Here is a 19,101-nt window from a genome sequence, read left to right as displayed (position 1 = left end):
GCGCGCTCGCTTCGCTGGCGCTGACGCCGCCGACGCCGTCGCCCGATCCGCAGCCGGCCAGAACCGTCAGCAGAACCAGGCCCGCGATGCGCTGCACCATGAAATCGCTCCCATGAAAAAGGGCCGCTCCGTTTCCGGCGCGGCCCTTTTCGAAACTCTTCCCGAAGGCGAAAATTACATCGCGTTCGCGGCGTTGTTGGTCGCGTTCGACGCAGCGTTGGCGGCGTTGTCGGCGGCGTTCATCGCGGCGTTCAGGGCGTTGTCGGCAGCGTTCGAGGCGTTCTCCGCGGAGTTGGCGGCATTGTTCGCGGTATTTTCCGCGCCACCGGTGCAAGCGGCCAGGCCGAGCGACGCGGCGAGAACGAACGAAAGAGCAATCGACTTGGTCATGGGCTAACCCCTCTCTGAGATAAAAACCGTCGCAGACAACTCTCGGAGAAAAGCTCACCCCCCATTGCGTCTGCGCCACGATTCGTAATGCTTTGGAAGAAGCAAGGCAATCCCATTTCCTGCGAAACGAAGCTTGCAAAACGGGGCTTTTTTGCACTGCGGCGAGACAGAGCCGGCATTGACGTATATAAAGAATTCTTTATATGACAGTGCCATGGCTGCCGCTCTCGACATCTTCCGGGCTCTTGGAGACCCGACACGGCTGCGCATCGTGCACCTGCTGCGGGCGATGGAACTGGCTGTGGGAGAGATTGCCGTGGTGGTCGGGCAAAGCCAGCCCCGCGTGTCGCGCCATGTCCGCATCCTGGCCGAAGCGGGGTTGGTCGAGCGGCGCAAGGAAGGGAACTGGGTGTTCCTGCGCCTTTCGCGGGACAGCAGGACCGCGCCCTTCCTGACGCTGTTCGACGCCCTGGAACCCTCGGCCAACGAGCAGTTGTGGCAGCAGGCCGACCTTGCCCGGCTGGCGGCGGTGCGCGCCGACCGGTCGCGCGCGGCGGAGGCCTATTTCGCCGAGCGGGCCGAGGAATGGGACGCGATCCGCTCGCTTCACGTGCCCGAGGACGAGGTGGAGGCGGCGATGACCGCGCTGCTGGGGCAGGAGCCGATCGGCCATCTGCTCGACATCGGCACCGGCACCGGACGGATGATCGAATTGTTCGGACCCGCCGCCGACCAGGTGACGGCGCTCGATCGCAGCCCCGATATGCTCCGCCTTGCCCGCGCCAAGCTGCCGCAGGACGCCGGGGACAAATACGCACTGTTGCTGGGAGACTTTTCTGCGCTGCCGCTGGAGGCGGGGAGCGTCGACACGATCGTGCTGCATCAGGTGCTGCATTATGCGCAGGTCCCCGAGGCGGTGATCGCGGAGGCGGCGCGGGTGATGGAGACGGGCGGGCGCCTGCTGATCGCCGATTTTGCCCCGCACGAGCGCGAGGAACTGCGCCTGCGCGACCAGCATGCGCGCCTGGGCTTTTCCGACGAGCAGATCGGCACCTGGTTCGGGGACGCCGGCATCGACCTGGAGCGGGTGGAAAGCCTGCCCGGACAGCAACTTACCGTACAACTGTGGCTGGGGCGGCGCCGTGGCGCCCGCATCGTGCCGATCGAAGGACGCATTTCCGCATGACCCTGACCTTTCCTTCCGTCGAAGAGGCCCGGCGCGCGCTCGATGCGCCGCTCTATGCCGACCTTGCGGGCGACCTCAACGTCAGCTTCGAATTCTTCCCGCCTAAGACGGAGAAGATGGAGGAGCAGCTCTGGTCGGCGATCGGGACGCTGACGCCGCTCGCCCCCAAATTCGTATCGGTGACCTATGGCGCGGGAGGCTCCACGCGGGAGCGGACCCACAATACCGTCGCCCGGATCGCGCGGGAAACGCCGCTGTCCGCCGCCGCGCACCTGACCTGCGTGGCCGCCAGCCGCGACGAGATCGGCGAGGTTGCCGACGCCTATTGGGAGGCCGGGGTGCGTCATATCGTCGCGCTGCGCGGCGATCCGCCCGAGCAGGGGAAGAGCTTCGAGCCGCATCCGCAGGGCTATGCGGGCGCGGCCGAGCTGGTCGAGGGCCTGATGAAGCGCCACCCGTTCGAGATTTCCGTGGCTGCCTATCCCGAAACCCATCCCGAGGCGGCAAGCCCGCAAAGCGATCTGGACAACCTGAAGCGCAAGCTGGACGCCGGGGCGACGCGGGCGATTACCCAGTTCTTCTTCGAGCCGGACACCTTCTTCCGCTTCCGCGACAAGGTGGCGGCGGCGGGGATCGACGCCGACATCATCCCGGGCATCATGCCGGTCAGCAATTTCGCCGCGGTCCAGCGCATGTCGGCGATGTGCAACACCGACGTGCCCGGCTGGATGGGCAAGCTGTTCGAAGGGCTGGACGACCTGCCCGGCGCGCGGCAGCTGGTCTCCGCGACGCTGGCGGCGGAATTGTGCCGCAAGCTCTATGCGGGCGGGGTGCGCGACTTTCATTTCTACACGCTCAACCGGGCGGAACTGAGCTATGCGATCTGTCATCTGCTCGGTTTGAGGCCGAAGGTTGCGGATGTCGCGGCATGAGGGATTTACCCGTTCGTCCTGAGTAGCCATTGAGCTTGTCGAATTGGCGTATCGAAGGATCCTTCGATACGGAGCCTTCGACAGGCTCAGTCTCCTACTCAGGACGAACGGATTTTTCGAACAGGCGGAGTTTTGATGATGAGCGCCGAACACCAATTTCGCGCCATTGCGGCCGAAAAGATCATGATTTTCGACGGCGGCTATGGCACGTCGATCCAGAAGCACGGGCTGACGGAGGCGGATTATCGCGGGTCGCTGGACCTGGCGAAGGACCAGAAGGGCAATAACGACCTGCTGTGCCTGACCCGGCCGGACATCGTCGAGGGCATCCACGCCGCCTATCTCGACGCCGGGGCGGACATGATCGAGACCAACACCTTCTCGTCCACCAAGATCGCGATGGCCGACTATGGCTGCGAGCATCTGGTGCGGGAGATCAACGTCGCCGCCGCGAAATTGGCGCGCGCCGCCTGCGAAAAGGCGACCGCGAAGGACGGGCGTCCACGCTTCGTCGCCGGGTCGATCGGGCCGACGAACAAGACCTTGTCGATCTCGCCCGACGTCAACGACCCGGCCTATCGCGAGGTCGACTACGACACGCTGAAGGCCGATTATCGCGAGCAGTGCGACGCGCTGATCGAGGGCGGGGTGGACTTCCTGCTGGTGGAAACCTGCTTCGACACGCTGAACGCCAAGGCGGCGGGCATGGCGGCGCGGGAGGCGGAAGCCGCCGCTGGCCGCCCCGTGCCGCTGATGCTGAGCTTCACCATCACCGACATGTCGGGCCGGAACCTGTCGGGCCACACGATCAACGCCTTCTGGTATTCGCTGCGGCACCTGAAGCCGCTGACGATCGGCGTGAACTGCGCGTTCGGTGCGGACCTGCTGCGGCCCTATCTGTCCGAGCTGTCGAAGAATGCCGACACGCTGATCCTGGCCTATCCCAATGCGGGGCTGCCGAACGAGCTGGGGCAGTATGACGAACTGCCCGAGACGACCGCGAAGCTGATCCGCGACTGGGTGGACGAGGGGCTGGTCAACATGGTCGGCGGCTGCTGCGGCACGACGCCGGCGCATATCGGCGCGGTGGCAAAGGCACTGGCGGGGCAGAAGCCGCGCGTCGTGCCCGAACTGCCGGTGGTGACGCGGCTCGCGGGCCTCGAACCGATGCACATCGCGGCATAGTATCCATCCTCCCCTGAAAGGGGAGGTGGCTGGCGAAGCCAGACGGAGGGGTGTCGCCCCCTCGATAGCGTGAAACCCCTCCACCATGCCTGCGGCATGGTCCCCTCCCCCTAAGGGGGAGGAATTTTGGAAGAAACCGATGACCACCCAGACCCCCGATCTTTCTGGCGCCACCTTCGTCAATATCGGCGAGCGCACCAACGTCACCGGTTCGGCCAAGTTCAAGAAGCTGATCATGGCCGGCGACTATGCCGCCGCCATCGACATCGCCCGCGACCAGGTGGAGAGCGGCGCGCAGATCGTCGACGTCAACATGGACGAGGGCCTGCTTGACGCGGTCGAGGCGATGACGACGTTCCTCAAGCTCATGACGTCGGAGCCGGACATCAGCCGCGTGCCGGTGATGATCGACAGCTCCAAATGGGAAGTGATCGAGGCGGGGCTGAAATGCGTTTCGGGCAAGCCGGTGGTGAACTCGATCAGCATGAAGGAAGGCGAGGAGAAGTTCCTCGAACAGGCCCGCAAGTGCATGGCCTATGGCGCTGCCGTCGTGGTCATGGCCTTCGACGAGACGGGACAGGCGGACACGAAGGACCGCAAGGTCGAGATTTGCGAGCGTGCCTACAAGCTGCTGATGACCATCGGCTTTCCGCCCGAAGACATCATCTTCGACCCCAATATCTTCGCCGTCGCGACCGGGATCGAGGAGCATAATAATTACGGCGTCGACTTCATCGAGGCCTGCCGGGAGATCAAGAAGCGCTGCCCGCACGTCCATATCTCGGGCGGCCTTTCCAACTTCAGCTTCTCGTTCCGCGGCAACGAGCCGGTGCGGCGGGCGATGCACTCGGTCTTCCTCTATCATGCGATCCCGGCCGGGCTGGACATGGCGATCGTCAATGCCGGGCAGCTCGATGTCTATGACTCGATCGACCCGGCGCTGCGCCAGGCGTGCGAGGACGTGCTGCTGAACCGCGATCCGGAGGCCGGCGAGCGCCTGGTGACGCTGGCCGAAAGCTTCCGGGGAAAGGATGCCGCATCGGAGAAGGCGGCCGAGGAATGGCGCGGCTGGCCCGTCGCCAAGCGGCTGGAACATGCGCTGGTCAAGGGCATCGACAGCTGGATCGTCGAGGATACCGAGGAGGCCCGGCTGGCCGCCGACCGGCCGATCGAGGTGATCGAAGGCCCGCTGATGGACGGCATGAACGTGGTCGGCGACCTGTTCGGGGCGGGCAAGATGTTCCTGCCGCAGGTGGTGAAGTCCGCCCGCGTCATGAAGAAGGCGGTCGCTCACCTGCTGCCCTATATCGAGGCGGCGAAGGAGCCGGGCGCCAAGGGCAAGGGCAAGATCGTCATGGCGACGGTCAAGGGCGACGTCCACGACATCGGCAAGAACATCGTCGGCGTCGTGCTCCAGTGCAACGGTTTCGAGGTGATCGACCTGGGCGTCATGGTGCCCTGGCAGGATATCCTCAAGGCCGCGAACGAGAATGATGCCGACATGATCGGCCTATCCGGCCTCATCACCCCCTCGCTGGACGAGATGGTGACGGTGGCGGCGGAGATGCAGCGCGCGCAGATGACCATGCCGCTGCTGATCGGCGGCGCGACCACGTCGAAGGTGCACACGGCGCTGCGCATCGACCCCGCCTTCACCGGTCCGGTCGTCCATGTGCTGGACGCCAGCCGCGCGGTGGGCGTGGCGACCGCGCTCGTCTCCGACACGCAGAAGACCGATTTCGTCGAAAAGACCAAGGCCGACTACGACCATGTCCGCAAGGCGCGCGAGGGCAAGGGGCAGAGCCAGCTGCTGTCCATCGACGATGCCCGCGCCAATGCCTTCGAGATCGACGAGAGCCTGAAGGCGCCGCGCCCGCGGCTGCCCGGCGTCCACCGCTTTCCCGACTGGGACCTGCGCGACCTGGTCCAGTATATCGACTGGACGCCCTTCTTCCGCGCCTGGGAACTGGCGGGCAACTATCCCGCGATCCTGGAGGACAAGGTGGTGGGCGAAAGCGCCACCAGCTTGTTCGCCGACGCGCAGAAGATGCTCCAGAAGATCCTGGACGAGAAATGGCTGACGGCGCGCGGCGTCGCGGGGCTGTGGCCCTGCCGCCGCGAGGGCGACGACATCCTGGTCCATGTGGAGGACGAGCGGCATTATCGCCTGCCGATGCTGCGCCAGCAGATCGCCAAGCGGGAAGGGCGGGCGAACATGTGCCTCGCCGACTTCATCAGCCATGACGGCGACTGGATGGGCGGCTTCGCCGTGTCCATCCACGGCATCGAGCCGCATCTGGCGCGCTTCAAGAACGCGATCGACGATTATTCGGACATTCTGCTGAAGGCGCTGGCGGATCGCCTGGCGGAAGCCTTTGCCGAGCGGCTGCACCATTATGTCCGCACGGCCCTGTGGGGCTATGCGGAGGGCGAGCAGCTGACCAACGAGGCGCTGATCAAGGAGCAGTATCGCGGCATCCGCCCGGCGCCCGGCTATCCCGCCTGCCCGGAGCACAGCCTGAAGCCGATCCTGTTCGACATGCTCGACGCCCATCATGCGACAGGCATCACCCTGACGGAAAGCTTCGCCATGCTGCCGACCGCGGCGGTCAGCGGCTTCTATTTCGGCCATCCGCAGGCCGAATATTTCGGCGTCGCGCGCATCGGCCGGGATCAGATGGAGGATTATGCGGCGCGGCGCGGCATCGACCTGGAAACGGCGGAGCGCTATCTGCGGCCCAATCTGGACTGAGGGGAAGCTAGGAGGCTGCGACCAGTCCCATCCCCGCCAGTTCCGCCCTCAGCGTCCGCGCATCCCGGAACAGATGCGCATGCATTCCGGCCGCCCGGGCGCCGCGGACATTCTCCTCGCGGTCATCGATGAACAGCGTTGCTTCCGCCGCCAGACCGAATCGCGCCAGCGCCAGCGCGTAGATGGCCGGGTCGGGCTTCACCATCTGTTCGCGGCCGGACACGATGATGCCGCGGAAGGGTGCGAACAGGGCGGCTTCCCGCGCATGGAAGTCGGGCCAGAACTCCGCGCTGAAATTGGTGAGGCCGAACAGGGGCACCGCCGCTGCGTCCAGATCTCGCACCAGTTCGGGCATGCCGTCCACCGCAGGGCCGATGCTGTCGATGAAGCGGTCGCCCCAGAGGCGGATGAGGTCGGCATGGTCGGGATGCCGGGCGATCAGTTCGGCGCTGGTTTCGGCAAAGGGGCGGCCGGCATCGTGCTGGAAATGCCAGTCCGGGGTCACGACGTCGCGCAGAAACGCATCGAGCGCCCGATCGTCCTCGATCAGGCGCTCGTAGAGGATCCGGGGATCCCAATGGTAGAGGACATTGCCTACGTCGAAGATGACGGCGGCGATATCCGTCACCGTTGCTTAGCCCTGGCGGGCCTTGAAGCGACGGTTGGTCTTGTTGATGACGTAGGTGCGGCCGCGGCGGCGGATCACGCGGTTGTCCCGGTGACGATCCTTGAGCGACTTGAGCGAGTTGCGAATCTTCATGGCTGCGGCCTTGTGAATCTCTGTTTGATCGGAAAATCGAAGCGCAGCCCCTATGGGGAGGACGGCGGAAAGTCAAGGCCGTCAGCCCCTCTTTTCCCGCCGTTCATCGCCCGTGCAGCCAATTCGTGGCTACAGGCGTTGATGGGAACGCGCGCCTGGCGCCGTGTAGGCAGTGCGGCCCAGCCGGAGTCCAGACCATGCTGAAATCCATTTTCGCCCCCGTCGTCCTTTCCCTCTCCCTTGCCGCCTGCGCCACCGCCGCGCCGCCGGTGGAGGTAACCCGCTTCCACACCGACAATCCCGCGCGCAGCGGGTCGATCGCGGTCGAGGAAATCCAGGGGAATCCGGACGTCGGCCTGGAATTCCGGACCTATGCCGACGCCGTCAACGCCGAGCTTCAGCGCGTCGGCTTCAGCGCGGGGCCGGCGGGCGCGAGCGATTATGTCGCGCTGGTCGGCTTCCGCCGCAGCTTCCGCCCGACCGCGCCCTATGGCGGCAACGATAAGCCGGTCAGCGTGGGCGTCGGCGGCGCCGTCGGCAGCGGCGGCTATTCGGGGCTGGGCCTGGGCATCGGCATCAACCTGTCGGGCAAGCCAAAGGATGTCGTCACCACCGAGATGCAGGTGCAGATCCGGCGCCGCAGCGATTCGCAGACCATCTGGGAAGGCCGGGCGATGACACAGGGCCGCGAGGGCAGCCCTGCCGCGCAGCCGTCGCTCGTCGCGCAGAAGCTCGCCGCCGCCCTTCTCGGGGGCTATCCGGGGGAGTCGGGGCGCACTATAACCGTCAAATGACCATCTCGATCACGAGCGCCTTCGACAGCGGCAACATCAAAGTCCTTTCCATCAACGATACTCCGGACGGCGTCCGCGCCGAGCTGGAGATCGTGCGCGACCATCAGAGCGACTTCTATCAATGGTTCCACTTTCGCGTCGCCGGAGTCGCGGGGCGGGAGGTCGAGCTGGCGATCGTGAACTGCGGTGCATCGGCCTATCCGGGCGGCTGGCCGGGCTATCGCGCCCGATTCAGCGAGGACCGGGACAGCTGGCTGCTGGCCGACACCGGCTATGCCGACGGCACGCTCACCATCCGGCTGGCGCCGGACAGCAATGCCGTGTGGGTCGCCTATTTCGCGCCCTATTCGATGGAGAGGCATCACGACCTGGTCGCCTGGGCGGCTTGCCAGCCCGGCGTCGCGCATCGCGAGCTGGGGCTGACGCTGGACGGACAGCCGTTGGACCTGCTGACGGTGGGTGAGGGGGAAAAGCGGGTCTGGCTCTATGCCCGCCAGCATCCCGGCGAAACCATGGCGGAATGGTGGATGGAAGGCGTGCTGGAGCGGTTGCTGGACGAGGAGGACGCCGTCGCGCGCCTGCTGCGGGCGAAGGCGACTTTCCACATCGTTCCCAACATGAACCCGGACGGCAGCCGGCGCGGGCACCTTCGCACCAATGCGGCGGGGGTGAACCTCAACCGCGAATGGCACGAACCGTCGATGGCGCAGAGCCCGGAGGTCTTCCTGGTCCGCGCCGCGATGGACGAGACCGGGGTGGACTTCGCCATGGACGTGCATGGCGACGAGGCGATCGCTGCGGTTTTCATTGCGGGGTTCGAGGGCATCCCCTCTATCACCGAGCGGCAGCTGTCGCTCTATCACCGTTATCGCGACACGCTGGCGGCGCGGACACCCGATTTCCAGACCCGTCTGGGCTATCCGGTGGCGGGTGACGGGCGGGCGAACCTGTCCATGTCCACCAACCAGCTGGCCGAGCGGTTCGGCGCGGTGTCGATGACGCTGGAAATGCCGTTCAAGGACAATGACGACCTGCCCGACGCCGATTTCGGCTGGTCCCCGGCGCGATCGATCCAGCTCGGCAAGGACTGCCTCGCCGTGCTGGCGGAGATGATCGACGAGATTTGAGGGGATCGCTTTGTTGAGGTGATGGCGGGTTTCGGCCGGAGCGAGACCTTCTCTGCATCCGTTCGCCCCGAGTAGGGACTGAGCTTGTCGAAGCTTCAAACGAGTCACGTGCCTCGTTTGAACCTGAGCGCCTGCCTTGGCAGGCAGTCGAAGGGTCAGCGTACGACATCGGTCCTTCGATACGCCATTTCGACAAGCTCAATGGCTACTCAGGACGAAGGGAGGTTATGGCCATTCCCCGCGCTCATTACCACTGAGCGCCTCGGTCTGTGAGCCTCCACCGCCCCACGCTCAGAACAGCTCACCCAGGAAATCCGCCATCGCCTTGAAGCTGCGGCGGTCGGCCGCCTCGTTATACGCCAGGCCCTTTTCCGGCATGTTCACGCTGTGGTCGGTGAAGGCGTGGCCGGTATGACCATAAGCGTGGATCTGCCAGTCGCAGCCCGCATCGGTCAGTTCCCTTGCCAGCGCGACGGTTGCTTCGGGCGAGGCGACCGGGTCCTCCCAGCCATGGCAGACCAGCAGCTTCGCGGTGATGGTCGCGTTGGGGAAGGGCGGAGCGTCGAATACGCCGTGGAAGCTGACGCCGCCGGCGATGTCGGCGCCGCTGCGCGCCAGGTCCAGCACGCATTTGCCGCCGAAGCAGAAGCCGATCGCGGCCGTCCGCGCGGCGTCCACCGCTTCCAGCCCCTTGAGCACGCCATGGGCGGCGTTCACCCGGTCGCGCAGCTTCGCGCGATCGGCGTTCATCTCGTCCATGTAGCGCGACCCGTCCGGTCCCCGCACGGTCCGCTTGCCCTGGCCGTAGACGTCGGCCACCAGCACCGCATAGCCCAGGGCCGCGACCTTTTCCGCATAGGCGAAGTCGGCTTCCTTGGTGCCCAACACATTGGGGAAGAGCAGGATGCCCGGCAGCGGCCCCGAGGCGGCATCGTCCAGCACCGCCATGCTTTCGAACGGGCCGGAAGCGTCCTCGTGGATCGTGACGCGGCGGACGATGGTCATGGCCTCTTCTCCTTGTGCATATATGGCTAGATGCTGCCGAAGCCCCAGGCTTCGCCCCGCTCGGCCGGGTCGAGGCGCACGGGACGGCGCCAGCCGATACGCGGGCGCTTGCGCAGGCGCAGGGTCGGCCAGTCGCCGCGATCCACCCGCTCGGCCAGCCGCATGCCCTGCGCGCGATAGGCGGCCAGCACGGCGTCGGCCTGTTCCTTCAGAAGCCCGGCGAGCAGGATCGTCCCGCCATCCTCCACCAGCGCGCAGAGCGAGGGCGCCAGCTCGATCAGCGGCCCAGCCAGGATGTTGGCGATCAGCAGGTCGTAAGGCGCGCGTCGCACCAGGGCGGCGTGATCGACCCCTGCCGCCGTGTAGAGCGCGACCTGACCCATGCCGCTGCCGAGCCGCACCCCGTTTGCGCGCGCGTTTTCGGCGCTGATCTCGACCGCCACGGGGTCGATGTCAGACGCGGTGGCATAGGCGCGGGGCCACAGGTGGAGCGCGGCGAAGGCGAGCAGGCCGGTGCCGGTGCCGATGTCGGCGACATTGCCGAAGCGCATGCCGATCCGCCGCATCCGGTCCAGCATGACGAGGCATCCCGCCGTCGTGTCATGCTGTCCGGTGCCGAAGGCGCGGCTGGCGCCGATCAGGAAATTGACATGGCCGGGCTCTTCCGGATCGGTGGCGAGGTTGCGGACGTGGAAGCGACCGGCCGTCACGGGCTCAAGTCCCTGCTGACTCAGCGTCACCCAGTCTTCGTCGGGCAACTGCTCGATCACCGCTTTGGTGCCAGCAGCGCTCGGCACCAGCGCGCGCAGCAGCTTGATCGCGGCCTGGCTGGGCTTCCCTTCGAAATAGGCGTCGAGCTGCCAGGAGTCGGGATTGTCCGGTTCCGCCTCGCTGGTCATCAGCACCGGCGGCCGGTCCATCATCGCGAAGGCGGCGATCTCTCCATCCAGCGCCTCGGCCTCGGCGCGCGTGCAGGGGAGGGTGACTTTCCAGCTCTGGCCGGCAGATCGGGCGGCATCTTCCATGCCGGCGCTTTAGCCATAGATGCGCCGGAGGGAAAGGCGGCCCGGCGTCAGGCCGCCTGGCGTCCGAATTCCGACGAAGCCTGGCGCAGGCTGGACAGCTTGCCTTCGACGCTGACGAAGCCGCGCTCGAGCTGGTCGATTTCCGAAGCGACGACCTCCGTATCCTGGCGGATCGCCGAGATGGTGGCGGACATCGAGTCGGCGGCCAGCGCGGTCTCGTCGACGGCGGCGGTGATCATGGTGACGGTCTGCGCCTGCGCGTCCATCGCGTGGCGGATGCGCTCGGCGCTGGCCTGCACTTCGCCCACCGTGTCGCGGATGCGCTCGTTGGTCTCGACCGACTGGCGGGTCGACGCCTGGATGTCGGCGATCTTGCCGGCGATCTCGTCGGTCGCGCGCGCGGTCTGGTTGGCGAGGCTCTTGACCTCCTGCGCGACGACGGCGAAGCCGCGACCGGCATCGCCCGCACGGGCGGCCTCGATCGTGGCGTTGAGGGCAAGGAGGTTCGTCTGGCCGGCGATGTCGCGGATCAGGCCCAGGATCGATTCGATCGACTTGGCATGGTCCGACAGGGTGCTCGACATGGCGACCGCGTCGCCTGACTGGGTGGCGGCGCGCAGCGCGACGCTGGCGGCGCCCTCGACCTCTGTGCGGGCGTCCTCGATCGCGCGGATCAGGCCGGCGGCGGTGCGCGCGGCCTCCCGCATGGCGAGGGCCGACTGTTCGGCGGCGGCGGCAACCTCCGACGCCTTGCCCAGCATGCCACGGGTCGCGGCGGACGCATCCTTGGCCTGTTCGCGCAGGGATTCGCCCAGATGGGTCGCGCCGTCGATCTCGCCGACGATGCGCTGCTGGAACAGCGTGCCGAAGCGCTGGCGCTCCGTCCGTTCCCGATCCGCGTTCTCGCTGACCAGGACATTGGTCATCATGGCCGAATCCAGCATCGCCACGGAAGCCATGACGCCTACCAGCCGGCGGCGGGTGGCATCCTCATCGGCGCAGCGGTCCCATATCAGGTCGGTGATCCGTTCGTTGGCAGCAGCGACCGCGCGCAACACGGCTCGGACGGGCACGCCGTGCTTGCGTGCATGGCGGGCGCATTCGGCGGAAGCGGCGGCCCACTGCCCCTCTTCGAACCGACCGAACTTGGAGCGCACATAATCCACGCATTCGCTTTCGATTCGGGCCAGCACGGAAGGGCTGAGCTTCGCGCGCAGCCCGCTCTGCGTCATATAGGTATCGAAGAAGATCTGCGCGGCGCTCGCTAAGTCGGCGCCGACGAGGGCATGGATGTCGCGCATGCTGGCGGCGATCTGGCCCGACGGATCCAGGTCGTTCAGACTGTCCATCATGGCGTTTCTGGAGGTCGCGGGGGAAGTCATGGCGTGGTTCGATCCCTGCTGGTGAAGCGGTCTGTGACCCTGGCGATAGCGGATTTTGGTTAATCACTCCTTATTCCGGCGGCCTTTGCGGCTTTGCGCCTTCATCGCCTCAGCCTGCTTGCCCTTGGCTGGTTTCGATCCTAAGGGGATCGCAATCTAGGGATATGATCCAGGGACGGAGACCATATGGCGCGCACCACCAGCCGGCCGCTCTCGCCGCATTTGACGATCTGGAAATGGGGACCGCACATGGCGATCTCCATCCTTCACCGCGTTACCGGCAACGGCCTTGCGACAGTGGGCATGATCGGGATCGTCTGGTGGCTGATGGCGATCGCGATGGGCCCGGAAGCCTATGACACCTTCCAGAAGTGCGCGACGTCGCCGATCGGCTATCTGGTGATGATCGGGCTGAGCTGGTTCTTCTTCCAGCACATGATGTCGGGCCTGCGCCATTTCGTGCTCGACATGGGCGCAGGCTATGAACTCAACACCAACAAGACCTGGTCGATGGTGATCCCGGTCCTGTCGACGCTGGCCACGGTGGCGCTGTGGGCCACCATCTTCGCGGGGAAGTTCTGATGGGTACGGGTACCGGAATCGGCCGCGTCCGCGGTCTTGGATCGGCAAGGCACGGCGCGCATCACTGGCTGGCCCAGCGCTATACCGCCGTCGGCAACCTGCTGCTGGTGCTGTGGCTGATTTTCAGCCTCGTTACCCTGCCGGGGCTGGATTATGAGAGCGTCCGCAACTGGATCGCCAATCCCCTGGTCGCGGTGCCTCTGGCGTTGATGCTGGTCAGCGTCTTCTGGCACCTGCGGCTGGGCATGCAGGTCATGCTGGAGGATTATGTCCACGACAAGGGATTGAACTTCCTGTCGATCCTGCTGCTCAACTTCTATGCTATCGGCGGCGCGGCCGCGGGCATCTTCGCGATCGCCAAGATCGCCTTCACGGGGGTCGTCAAGTAATGAGCGAAGCCTATAAGATCATCGACCACAGCTACGACACCGTTGTGGTGGGGGCGGGCGGATCGGGCCTGCGCGCGACCATGGGCAGCGCCGAAGCCGGCCTTAAGACCGCCTGCATCACCAAGCTGTTCCCGACCCGCAGCCACACGGTGGCGGCGCAGGGCGGCATTGCGGCGTCGCTGGGCAACAATTCGCCTGACCACTGGACCTGGCACATGTACGACACCGTCAAGGGATCGGACTGGCTGGGCGACCAGGACGCGATCGAATATATGGTGCGCGAGGCGCCGGCGGCGGTCATCGAGCTGGAGCATGCCGGCGTGCCGTTCAGCCGCAACGAGAACGGGACGATCTATCAGCGTCCGTTCGGCGGCCACATGCAGAATATGGGTGCCGGCCCGCCGGTGCAGCGCACCTGCGCCGCCGCGGACCGCACCGGCCACGCCATGCTGCACGCGCTCTATCAGCAGTCGCTGAAATATGACGCGGACTTCTACATCGAATATTTCGCCATCGACCTCATCATGGAAAATGGCGAATGCCGGGGCGTCATCGCCATCTGCATGGAAGACGGGAGCATTCACCGCTTCCGCAGTCATGCGGTCGTGCTGGCGACGGGCGGCTATGGCCGGGCCTATTTCTCGGCCACCTCGGCGCACAGCTGCACCGGCGACGGCGGTGGCATGGTGCTGCGCGCCGGGCTGCCGCTCCAGGATCTGGAGTTCGTGCAGTTCCACCCGACCGGCATCTACGGCGCGGGCGTGCTCATCACCGAGGGCGCGCGCGGCGAGGGTGGCTATCTCACCAACTCCGAAGGTGAGCGCTTCATGGAGCGCTATGCTCCGTCGGCCAAGGATCTCGCCAGCCGCGACGTCGTGTCGCGCTCCATGGCGATGGAAATGCGCGAAGGGCGTGGGGTCGGTCCCAACAAGGACCATATCTTCCTGCACCTCGACCATATCGACCCCAAGGTGCTGGCCGAGCGTCTGCCCGGCATCACCGAAAGCGGCAAGATCTTCGCGGGCGTCGACCTCACGCGCCAGCCCCTGCCGGTGACGCCGACCGTCCACTACAATATGGGCGGCATCCCCTGTAACTATCATGGCCAGGTCGTGACCAAGGTCGGCGATGATCCCGAAGTCGTGGTGCCCGGCCTCTATGCCGTGGGCGAAGCGGCCTGCGTGTCGGTGCACGGCGCGAACCGCCTTGGCTCCAACAGTCTGATCGACCTCGTCGTGTTCGGCCGCGCGACCGGCCTGCACCTCAAGGACACGCTGAAGCCCAACGCCGCGCACAAGCCGTTGCCTAAGGATTCGGCCGATCTGGCGCTCAGCCGCCTCGACAAATATCGCAACGCGAAGGGTGGATCGCCCACCGCGGCGATCCGGCTCGAGATGCAGCACACCATGCAGAAGCACGCCGCGGTGTTCCGCGACAGCGCGCTGCTGGCCGAGGGCGTCGAGAAGATGGCCCATGTCAACAAGCGGCTGGAGGACGTCGCCGTCACCGACCGCTCACTGATCTGGAACACCGACCTGATCGAGACGCTGGAGCTGGACAACCTCATGTCCCAGGCGGTCTGCACCATGGTCAGCGCGGAAAACCGCAAGGAAAGCCGCGGCGCCCACGCGCATGAGGACTTCCCGAACCGCGACGACGAGAACTGGATGAAGCACACCGTGAGCTGGTTCGAAGGCTGGGGCGGATCGGGCGGCAAGGTGACGCTCGATTACCGGCCGGTGCACGACTACACGCTCACGGACGAAGCGGAATATATCAAGCCCAAGGCGCGGGTTTACTGATCGCCTGCCGAGAGGGCTCAACGAAAAGGGCGGACCGCAAGGCCCGCCCTTTTTCATAGAGCCGATGCCGCAGCACCGGCGCTACGTTTATCTCGAACCCTAGATCAGCGCCTTCTCGACCACGCCGACAGCCTGCTCGAGCGACTTGGCCCGGTCGCAGGAGCGGCCGCATTTGTCCTGCTGATAGCGCAGCTTTTCGAGGATATGCTCGGCCGCGTCGCGATTGCCGAGCTGGATTTCCGCGATCGCGAGGCCCGACATGGCGCCGGGATAACCGTTGCGGCCCTGGTACAGGCTCTTTTCGAAATAGCGGCGCGCGGCTTCCGCATCGCCAAGGCCCAGCTTCGTCACGCCTTTCAGGAAGCGGACATATTTGCTGCTGGTGGCGCCTATCAGCTTCGTCAGCACGGCGTCCGCCTGACCATATTGACCGGCGGCGATCAGCGCCTGGGCCTGACCGATCTCCGAATTGGGAGCCTGCCGCGGAACATATCCGGAGGCGAAGCCGCCGACGGGGCCGGTGAACGGGGTGCTATTGTTGAAATGAATGCCCGACACGCCGGCGACATGCTGCGCATGGACGGGGGCGGCGAGAGCCAGGGCAAGGGGAAACAGGATAGCCGAACGCATGACTCACTCCTCCACTATGCAGGGGAGGAGTTTGACATCTTTGGAATTGTTCGTCAATTTAAGTTTCGTGTCGGAACCTTTCCGGACGTCCGGTGACGGGGCGGCTCATGTCCCGAAAGGCAGCAGCGCCTCGTAGACGTCCCGTCCCGGCTTCCCTTCCACCCGCGCGCCGCGGCGCAGCAGGAAGGCGTGTCGCACGATCTCCGCCTGCTGCTCGATGCCGTAGCGGGCGAAGGGCCTGCCCGGCTCGATGTCATAGGCATAGCGGCAGAAGGGATGGCGCATCAGCGGAAGCCAGTATTTGCCCGACCGCTGCGCCTGCCAGACATGCGTCATCTCGTGGATGAAATGCGCCTGGTGGCCGAGCGGGCTGGCACAGAAATCGGCGCAGAACAGGCCGCCTTCGGGATGGAACCACAGGTCGCCGTCGGGCGCCATGGTGACGCCGCGCGGCTGGAGCGGCCACCATTTGCGGTTGTGAATGCGGACCCGACCGTAATCGATCGCCCGGCCGAACATCGACCCGGCAAGCGTAACTTCGTCAGCGGTCAGCGGGCGGCTGGTCAATGGCCGGCATGCTCGCGGGCCTTGTTCTCCGCTGCCGGCTCGCCTGCGCCGGGCTTCTGGATGACTGCGTCGACCAGCAGCCGGTCGCCATTGGCGAGGAGGAAGGTCATCTGCATCTTGCCCCGGCTGATGGCCGTGTCGTTGACGCCCCAGATCATGAGGTGCCTGCCGCCCGGCGCGAAGGCGACGGTTCCCTTGGCCGGAATGTCGACGCTGGAGATCGGCTTCATCGACGACATGCCGTTTTCGGTCATGCTCTCGTGCATCTCCACCTTCAGCGCATAGTCGGTCAGCACGCCGCGCAGCTGGGTGCCGGCATCGCCACCATGGGCGACGAAATAGCCGGCGGACGGCGTGTCCTTGTTGGGGCTGAGCCGCACCCAGGCCTGGTCGATATAGGTGGGCGCCGGATCGCCACAGGAGGCAAGAGCGAGGGGCGCTGCAAGGGCAAGCAGGGCAAGGGACGCGCGCATCATCGACTCCATGACTGTCTCGTTTCCGGTCGGTTGCATAGCTAATGTCCACCGATCCTTGTGCCAAGGAAAAGCACGCCTATATCCGACACGCAAACCGGCCTTGCCTTGGCGCTTTCGTGAGGTATGGGGCCGTCAACCGCTGAATGTGATTTGGGGTTCGAAGAGGAAGAAATGGCAAAAGTTATCGGGATCGATCTGGGCACCACCAACAGCTGCGTTGCTGTGATGGACGGCGGAAAGCCCAAGGTCATCGAAAATGCGGAAGGGGCGCGGACCACGCCCTCGATCGTCGCCTTCGCCAAGGATGGCGAGCGTCTGATCGGTCAGCCGGCCAAGCGCCAGGCGGTCACCAACCCGGACAATACGATCTTTGCGGTCAAGCGCCTGATCGGCCGTCGCTTCGACGATCCCATGACCAAGAAGGACATGGAACTCGTCCCCTATTCGATCGCGAAGGGACCGAACGGCGATGCCTGGGTCAAGGCCGGGGGGCAGGATTACAGCCCGTCGCAGATCAGCGCGTTCATCCTTCAGAAGATGAAGGAAACCGCCGAGAGCTATCTGGGCGAGACGGTCACGCAGGCGGTCATCACCGTCCCCGCCTATTTCAACGACGCCCAGCGTCAGGCGACCAAGGACGCCGGCCAGATCGCCGGCCTCGAAGTGCTGCGCATCATCAACGAGCCCACTGCGGCGGCGCTGGCCTATGGGCTGGAAAAGCAGGACGGCAAGACCATCGCGGTCTATGACCTTGGCGGCGGCACCTTCGACATTTCGATCCTCGAGATCGGCGACGGCGTGTTCGAGGTGAAGTCGACCAATGGCGACACCTTCCTGGGCGGCGAGGATTTCGACGCCAAGCTGGTGGAATATCTGGCCGCCGACTTCCAGAAGGCGGAAGGCATCGACCTCACCAAGGACAAGCTGGCGCTCCAGCGCCTGAAGGAAGCCGCAGAAAAGGCGAAGATCGAGCTGTCCTCGGCCCAGACGACCGAAGTCAACCTGCCCTTCATCACCGCCGACCAGAATGGTCCGAAGCACCTCGTCAAGACGGTGACGCGCGCCGATCTGGAGCGCCTGGTCGCCGACCTCATCAAGCGGACGATGGAGCCCTGCAAGAAGGCGCTGGCCGACGCGGGCGTCACCGCCAGCGAGATCAGCGAAGTCGTGCTGGTGGGCGGCATGACCCGCATGCCCAAAGTGCGCGAGGCGGTGAAGGACTTCTTCGGCAAGGAACCGCACACCGGCGTCAACCCGGACGAAGTCGTCGCCATGGGCGCGGCCATTCAGGCGGGCGTGCTGCAGGGTGACGTCAAGGACGTGCTGCTGCTGGACGTCACTCCGCTGAGCCTCGGCATCGAGACGCTGGGCGGTGTGTTCACCCGCATGATCGACCGCAACACCACCATCCCCGCCAAGAAGTCGCAGGTCTATTCGACCGCCGACGACAACCAGCAGGCGGTGACGATCCGCGTGTTCCAGGGCGAGCGCGAGATGGCGGCGGACAACAAGCTGCTGGGTCAGTTCGACCTGGTCGGCATCCCGCCGGCGCCGCGCGGCGTGCCGCAGATCGAGGTGACGTTCGACATCGACGCCAACGGACTCGTCAACGTGTCCGCCAAGGACAAGGGCACCGGCAAGGAACAGCAGATCCGTATCCAGGCTTCGGGCGGTCTTTCGGACGCCGACATCGAGCAAATGGTGAAGGATGCCGAGCGCTTCGCCGACGAGGACAAGAAGCGCCGTGAGGCGGCCGAGGCGAAGAACAATGCCGAGAGCCTGGTCCACACCACCGAGCAGCAGCTGGCCGAGCATGGCGACAAGGTCGATGCCTCGCTGAAGGGCGAGATCGAGACCGCAATCGCCGCGACCAAGTCCGCCGTGGAAAGCGGCGACGCCGAGGCGATGAAGGCCAAGGCGCAGGAGCTTGCTACGGTTGCGATGAAGCTGGGCCAGGCCATCTACGAGAAGGAGCAGGCGGCCGCCGCCTCTCCGGGCGGTGAAGCCCCGAAGGCCGACGACGACGTGGTCGACGCCGAGTTCTCCGAAGTGGACGACAACAAGGCGTAAGTTGATGTGCTCCCACCGTCATTCCCGCGAAGGCGGGAATCCATCTC

Annotated in this window: 19 protein-coding genes; 10 read left to right on the top strand and 9 right to left on the bottom strand. The window is 65.5% G+C overall.

Translation table 11 applies throughout. The features are described from left to right. Window positions 1-174 precede the first annotated feature (174 nt). The gene (locus tag M529_RS36980; protein ID WP_021318311.1) at window positions 175-390 is read right to left on the bottom strand and encodes a hypothetical protein; all 216 of its coding nucleotides are present in this window, start codon (window positions 388-390) and stop codon (window positions 175-177) included. Window positions 391-604: 214 nt separating this feature from the next. Here M529_RS36980 and M529_RS36975 point away from each other — a divergent pair, with 214 nt between their 5' ends. The 4 genes from M529_RS36975 to metH all read left to right on the top strand — a co-directional run bounded on the left by M529_RS36975 (window position 605) and on the right by metH (window position 6,445). After that, the gene (locus M529_RS36975; RefSeq protein WP_021318310.1) at window positions 605-1,576 is read left to right on the top strand and encodes an ArsR/SmtB family transcription factor; all 972 of its coding nucleotides are present in this window, start codon (window positions 605-607) and stop codon (window positions 1,574-1,576) included. Beyond that, on the top strand, window positions 1,573-2,508 hold the full coding sequence (metF, locus tag M529_RS36970) for a methylenetetrahydrofolate reductase (protein WP_021318309.1): 936 nt from the start codon (window positions 1,573-1,575) through the stop codon (window positions 2,506-2,508). Before M529_RS36975 ends, metF begins: the two co-directional genes overlap by 4 nt. A gap of 138 nt (window positions 2,509-2,646) precedes the next feature. Beyond that, a complete protein-coding gene (locus tag M529_RS36965; protein ID WP_031295033.1) occupies window positions 2,647-3,693 on the top strand; it encodes a homocysteine S-methyltransferase family protein in 1,047 nt (348 codons plus the stop codon). A gap of 139 nt (window positions 3,694-3,832) precedes the next feature. Further along, complete coding sequence (metH, locus tag M529_RS36960; protein ID WP_021318307.1) at window positions 3,833-6,445, top strand: methionine synthase; 2,613 nt, start codon at window positions 3,833-3,835, stop codon at window positions 6,443-6,445. Window positions 6,446-6,452: 7 nt separating this feature from the next. Here the strand turns inward: metH and M529_RS36955 are convergent, their stop codons facing one another. Then, window positions 6,453-7,073, bottom strand: a complete 621-nt coding sequence (locus M529_RS36955) for an HAD family hydrolase (RefSeq protein ID WP_021318306.1) — start codon at window positions 7,071-7,073, stop codon at window positions 6,453-6,455. A gap of 6 nt (window positions 7,074-7,079) precedes the next feature. Then, a complete protein-coding gene (gene ykgO / locus M529_RS36950) occupies window positions 7,080-7,205 on the bottom strand; it encodes a type B 50S ribosomal protein L36 (RefSeq protein WP_003046794.1) in 126 nt (41 codons plus the stop codon). A gap of 197 nt (window positions 7,206-7,402) precedes the next feature. On the opposite strand from ykgO, the gene M529_RS36945 reads away from it, so the two are divergent. Next, window positions 7,403-7,999, top strand: coding sequence for a DUF4136 domain-containing protein (locus M529_RS36945; RefSeq protein WP_021318305.1), 597 nt, complete (start codon window positions 7,403-7,405; stop codon window positions 7,997-7,999). Beyond that, entirely contained in the window at window positions 7,996-9,126 is a 1,131-nt protein-coding gene (locus tag M529_RS36940; protein WP_021318304.1) for a M14 family metallopeptidase, read from the top strand. Before M529_RS36945 ends, M529_RS36940 begins: the two co-directional genes overlap by 4 nt. A gap of 291 nt (window positions 9,127-9,417) precedes the next feature. On the opposite strand, the gene M529_RS36935 is transcribed toward M529_RS36940, so the two are convergent. From M529_RS36935 to M529_RS36925, 3 genes are read right to left on the bottom strand one after another with little or no spacing between them, the layout of a single operon-like run. Further along, window positions 9,418-10,131 (bottom strand): dienelactone hydrolase family protein, encoded by a 714-nt coding sequence (locus M529_RS36935; RefSeq protein ID WP_021318303.1) that lies wholly within the window; start codon window positions 10,129-10,131, stop codon window positions 9,418-9,420. Between the two features lie 26 nt (window positions 10,132-10,157). Beyond that, a complete protein-coding gene (locus M529_RS36930) occupies window positions 10,158-11,156 on the bottom strand; it encodes a 50S ribosomal protein L11 methyltransferase (protein WP_021318302.1) in 999 nt (332 codons plus the stop codon). A 47-nt stretch (window positions 11,157-11,203) separates the two neighbouring features. Further along, entirely contained in the window at window positions 11,204-12,538 is a 1,335-nt protein-coding gene (locus tag M529_RS36925) for a methyl-accepting chemotaxis protein (RefSeq protein ID WP_031295032.1), read from the bottom strand. A gap of 186 nt (window positions 12,539-12,724) precedes the next feature. Between M529_RS36925 and sdhC the strand changes: the two genes are divergently transcribed. From sdhC to sdhA, 3 genes are read left to right on the top strand one after another with little or no spacing between them, the layout of a single operon-like run. Continuing rightward, entirely contained in the window at window positions 12,725-13,120 is a 396-nt protein-coding gene (gene sdhC / locus M529_RS36920) for a succinate dehydrogenase, cytochrome b556 subunit (RefSeq protein WP_021318300.1), read from the top strand. Beyond that, window positions 13,120-13,509 carry a succinate dehydrogenase, hydrophobic membrane anchor protein gene (gene sdhD, locus M529_RS36915; protein ID WP_021318299.1) on the top strand — a complete coding sequence of 130 codons (390 nt, stop codon included), beginning with the start codon at window positions 13,120-13,122 and terminating at the stop codon, window positions 13,507-13,509. Before sdhC ends, sdhD begins: the two co-directional genes overlap by 1 nt. Then, window positions 13,509-15,311, top strand: a complete 1,803-nt coding sequence (sdhA, locus tag M529_RS36910) for a succinate dehydrogenase flavoprotein subunit (protein ID WP_021318298.1) — start codon at window positions 13,509-13,511, stop codon at window positions 15,309-15,311. Before sdhD ends, sdhA begins: the two co-directional genes overlap by 1 nt. 99 nt (window positions 15,312-15,410) lie before the next feature. Here sdhA and M529_RS36905 read toward each other — a convergent pair whose 3' ends face one another. From M529_RS36905 to M529_RS36895, 3 genes are all read right to left on the bottom strand, one after another. Continuing rightward, entirely contained in the window at window positions 15,411-15,941 is a 531-nt protein-coding gene (locus tag M529_RS36905; protein WP_021318297.1) for a tetratricopeptide repeat protein, read from the bottom strand. 105 nt (window positions 15,942-16,046) lie between these two features. After that, window positions 16,047-16,508 (bottom strand): hypothetical protein, encoded by a 462-nt coding sequence (locus M529_RS36900; protein WP_021318296.1) that lies wholly within the window; start codon window positions 16,506-16,508, stop codon window positions 16,047-16,049. Beyond that, entirely contained in the window at window positions 16,505-16,981 is a 477-nt protein-coding gene (locus M529_RS36895) for a copper chaperone PCu(A)C (RefSeq protein WP_031295031.1), read from the bottom strand. Before M529_RS36895 ends, M529_RS36900 begins: the two co-directional genes overlap by 4 nt. Window positions 16,982-17,155: 174 nt before the next feature. On the opposite strand from M529_RS36895, the gene dnaK reads away from it, so the two are divergent. Next, the gene (gene dnaK / locus M529_RS36890; protein ID WP_021318294.1) at window positions 17,156-19,054 is read left to right on the top strand and encodes a molecular chaperone DnaK; all 1,899 of its coding nucleotides are present in this window, start codon (window positions 17,156-17,158) and stop codon (window positions 19,052-19,054) included. Window positions 19,055-19,101: the final 47 nt, after the last annotated feature.

Source organism: Sphingobium ummariense RL-3 (genome assembly GCF_000447205.1).
Taxonomy (GTDB): domain Bacteria; phylum Pseudomonadota; class Alphaproteobacteria; order Sphingomonadales; family Sphingomonadaceae; genus Sphingobium; species Sphingobium ummariense.
This window is presented reverse-complemented; position numbering and strand designations above follow the sequence as displayed.

Bases quoted from the DNA above. Each gene is read 5' to 3' on its own strand.
- M529_RS36980 (WP_021318311.1), bottom strand. From the start codon at position 390: ATGACCAAGTCGATTGCTCTTTCGTTCGTTCTCGCCGCGTCGCTCGGC.
- sdhC (WP_021318300.1), top strand. From the start codon at position 12,725: ATGGCGCGCACCACCAGCCGGCCGCTCTCGCCGCATTTGACGATCTGG.
- ykgO (WP_003046794.1), bottom strand. From the start codon at position 7,205: ATGAAGATTCGCAACTCGCTCAAGTCGCTCAAGGATCGTCACCGGGAC.
- sdhA (WP_021318298.1), top strand. From the start codon at position 13,509: ATGAGCGAAGCCTATAAGATCATCGACCACAGCTACGACACCGTTGTG.
- M529_RS36940 (WP_021318304.1), top strand. From the start codon at position 7,996: ATGACCATCTCGATCACGAGCGCCTTCGACAGCGGCAACATCAAAGTC.
- M529_RS36930 (WP_021318302.1), bottom strand. From the start codon at position 11,156: ATGGAAGATGCCGCCCGATCTGCCGGCCAGAGCTGGAAAGTCACCCTC.
- M529_RS36925 (WP_031295032.1), bottom strand. From the start codon at position 12,538: ATGACTTCCCCCGCGACCTCCAGAAACGCCATGATGGACAGTCTGAAC.
- M529_RS36975 (WP_021318310.1), top strand. From the start codon at position 605: ATGGCTGCCGCTCTCGACATCTTCCGGGCTCTTGGAGACCCGACACGG.
- M529_RS36945 (WP_021318305.1), top strand. From the start codon at position 7,403: ATGCTGAAATCCATTTTCGCCCCCGTCGTCCTTTCCCTCTCCCTTGCC.
- metF (WP_021318309.1), top strand. From the start codon at position 1,573: ATGACCCTGACCTTTCCTTCCGTCGAAGAGGCCCGGCGCGCGCTCGAT.
- M529_RS36895 (WP_031295031.1), bottom strand. From the start codon at position 16,981: ATGCGCGCGTCCCTTGCCCTGCTTGCCCTTGCAGCGCCCCTCGCTCTT.
- M529_RS36905 (WP_021318297.1), bottom strand. From the start codon at position 15,941: ATGCGTTCGGCTATCCTGTTTCCCCTTGCCCTGGCTCTCGCCGCCCCC.
- M529_RS36935 (WP_021318303.1), bottom strand. From the start codon at position 10,131: ATGACCATCGTCCGCCGCGTCACGATCCACGAGGACGCTTCCGGCCCG.
- M529_RS36965 (WP_031295033.1), top strand. From the start codon at position 2,647: ATGAGCGCCGAACACCAATTTCGCGCCATTGCGGCCGAAAAGATCATG.
- dnaK (WP_021318294.1), top strand. From the start codon at position 17,156: ATGGCAAAAGTTATCGGGATCGATCTGGGCACCACCAACAGCTGCGTT.
- sdhD (WP_021318299.1), top strand. From the start codon at position 13,120: ATGGGTACGGGTACCGGAATCGGCCGCGTCCGCGGTCTTGGATCGGCA.
- metH (WP_021318307.1), top strand. From the start codon at position 3,833: ATGACCACCCAGACCCCCGATCTTTCTGGCGCCACCTTCGTCAATATC.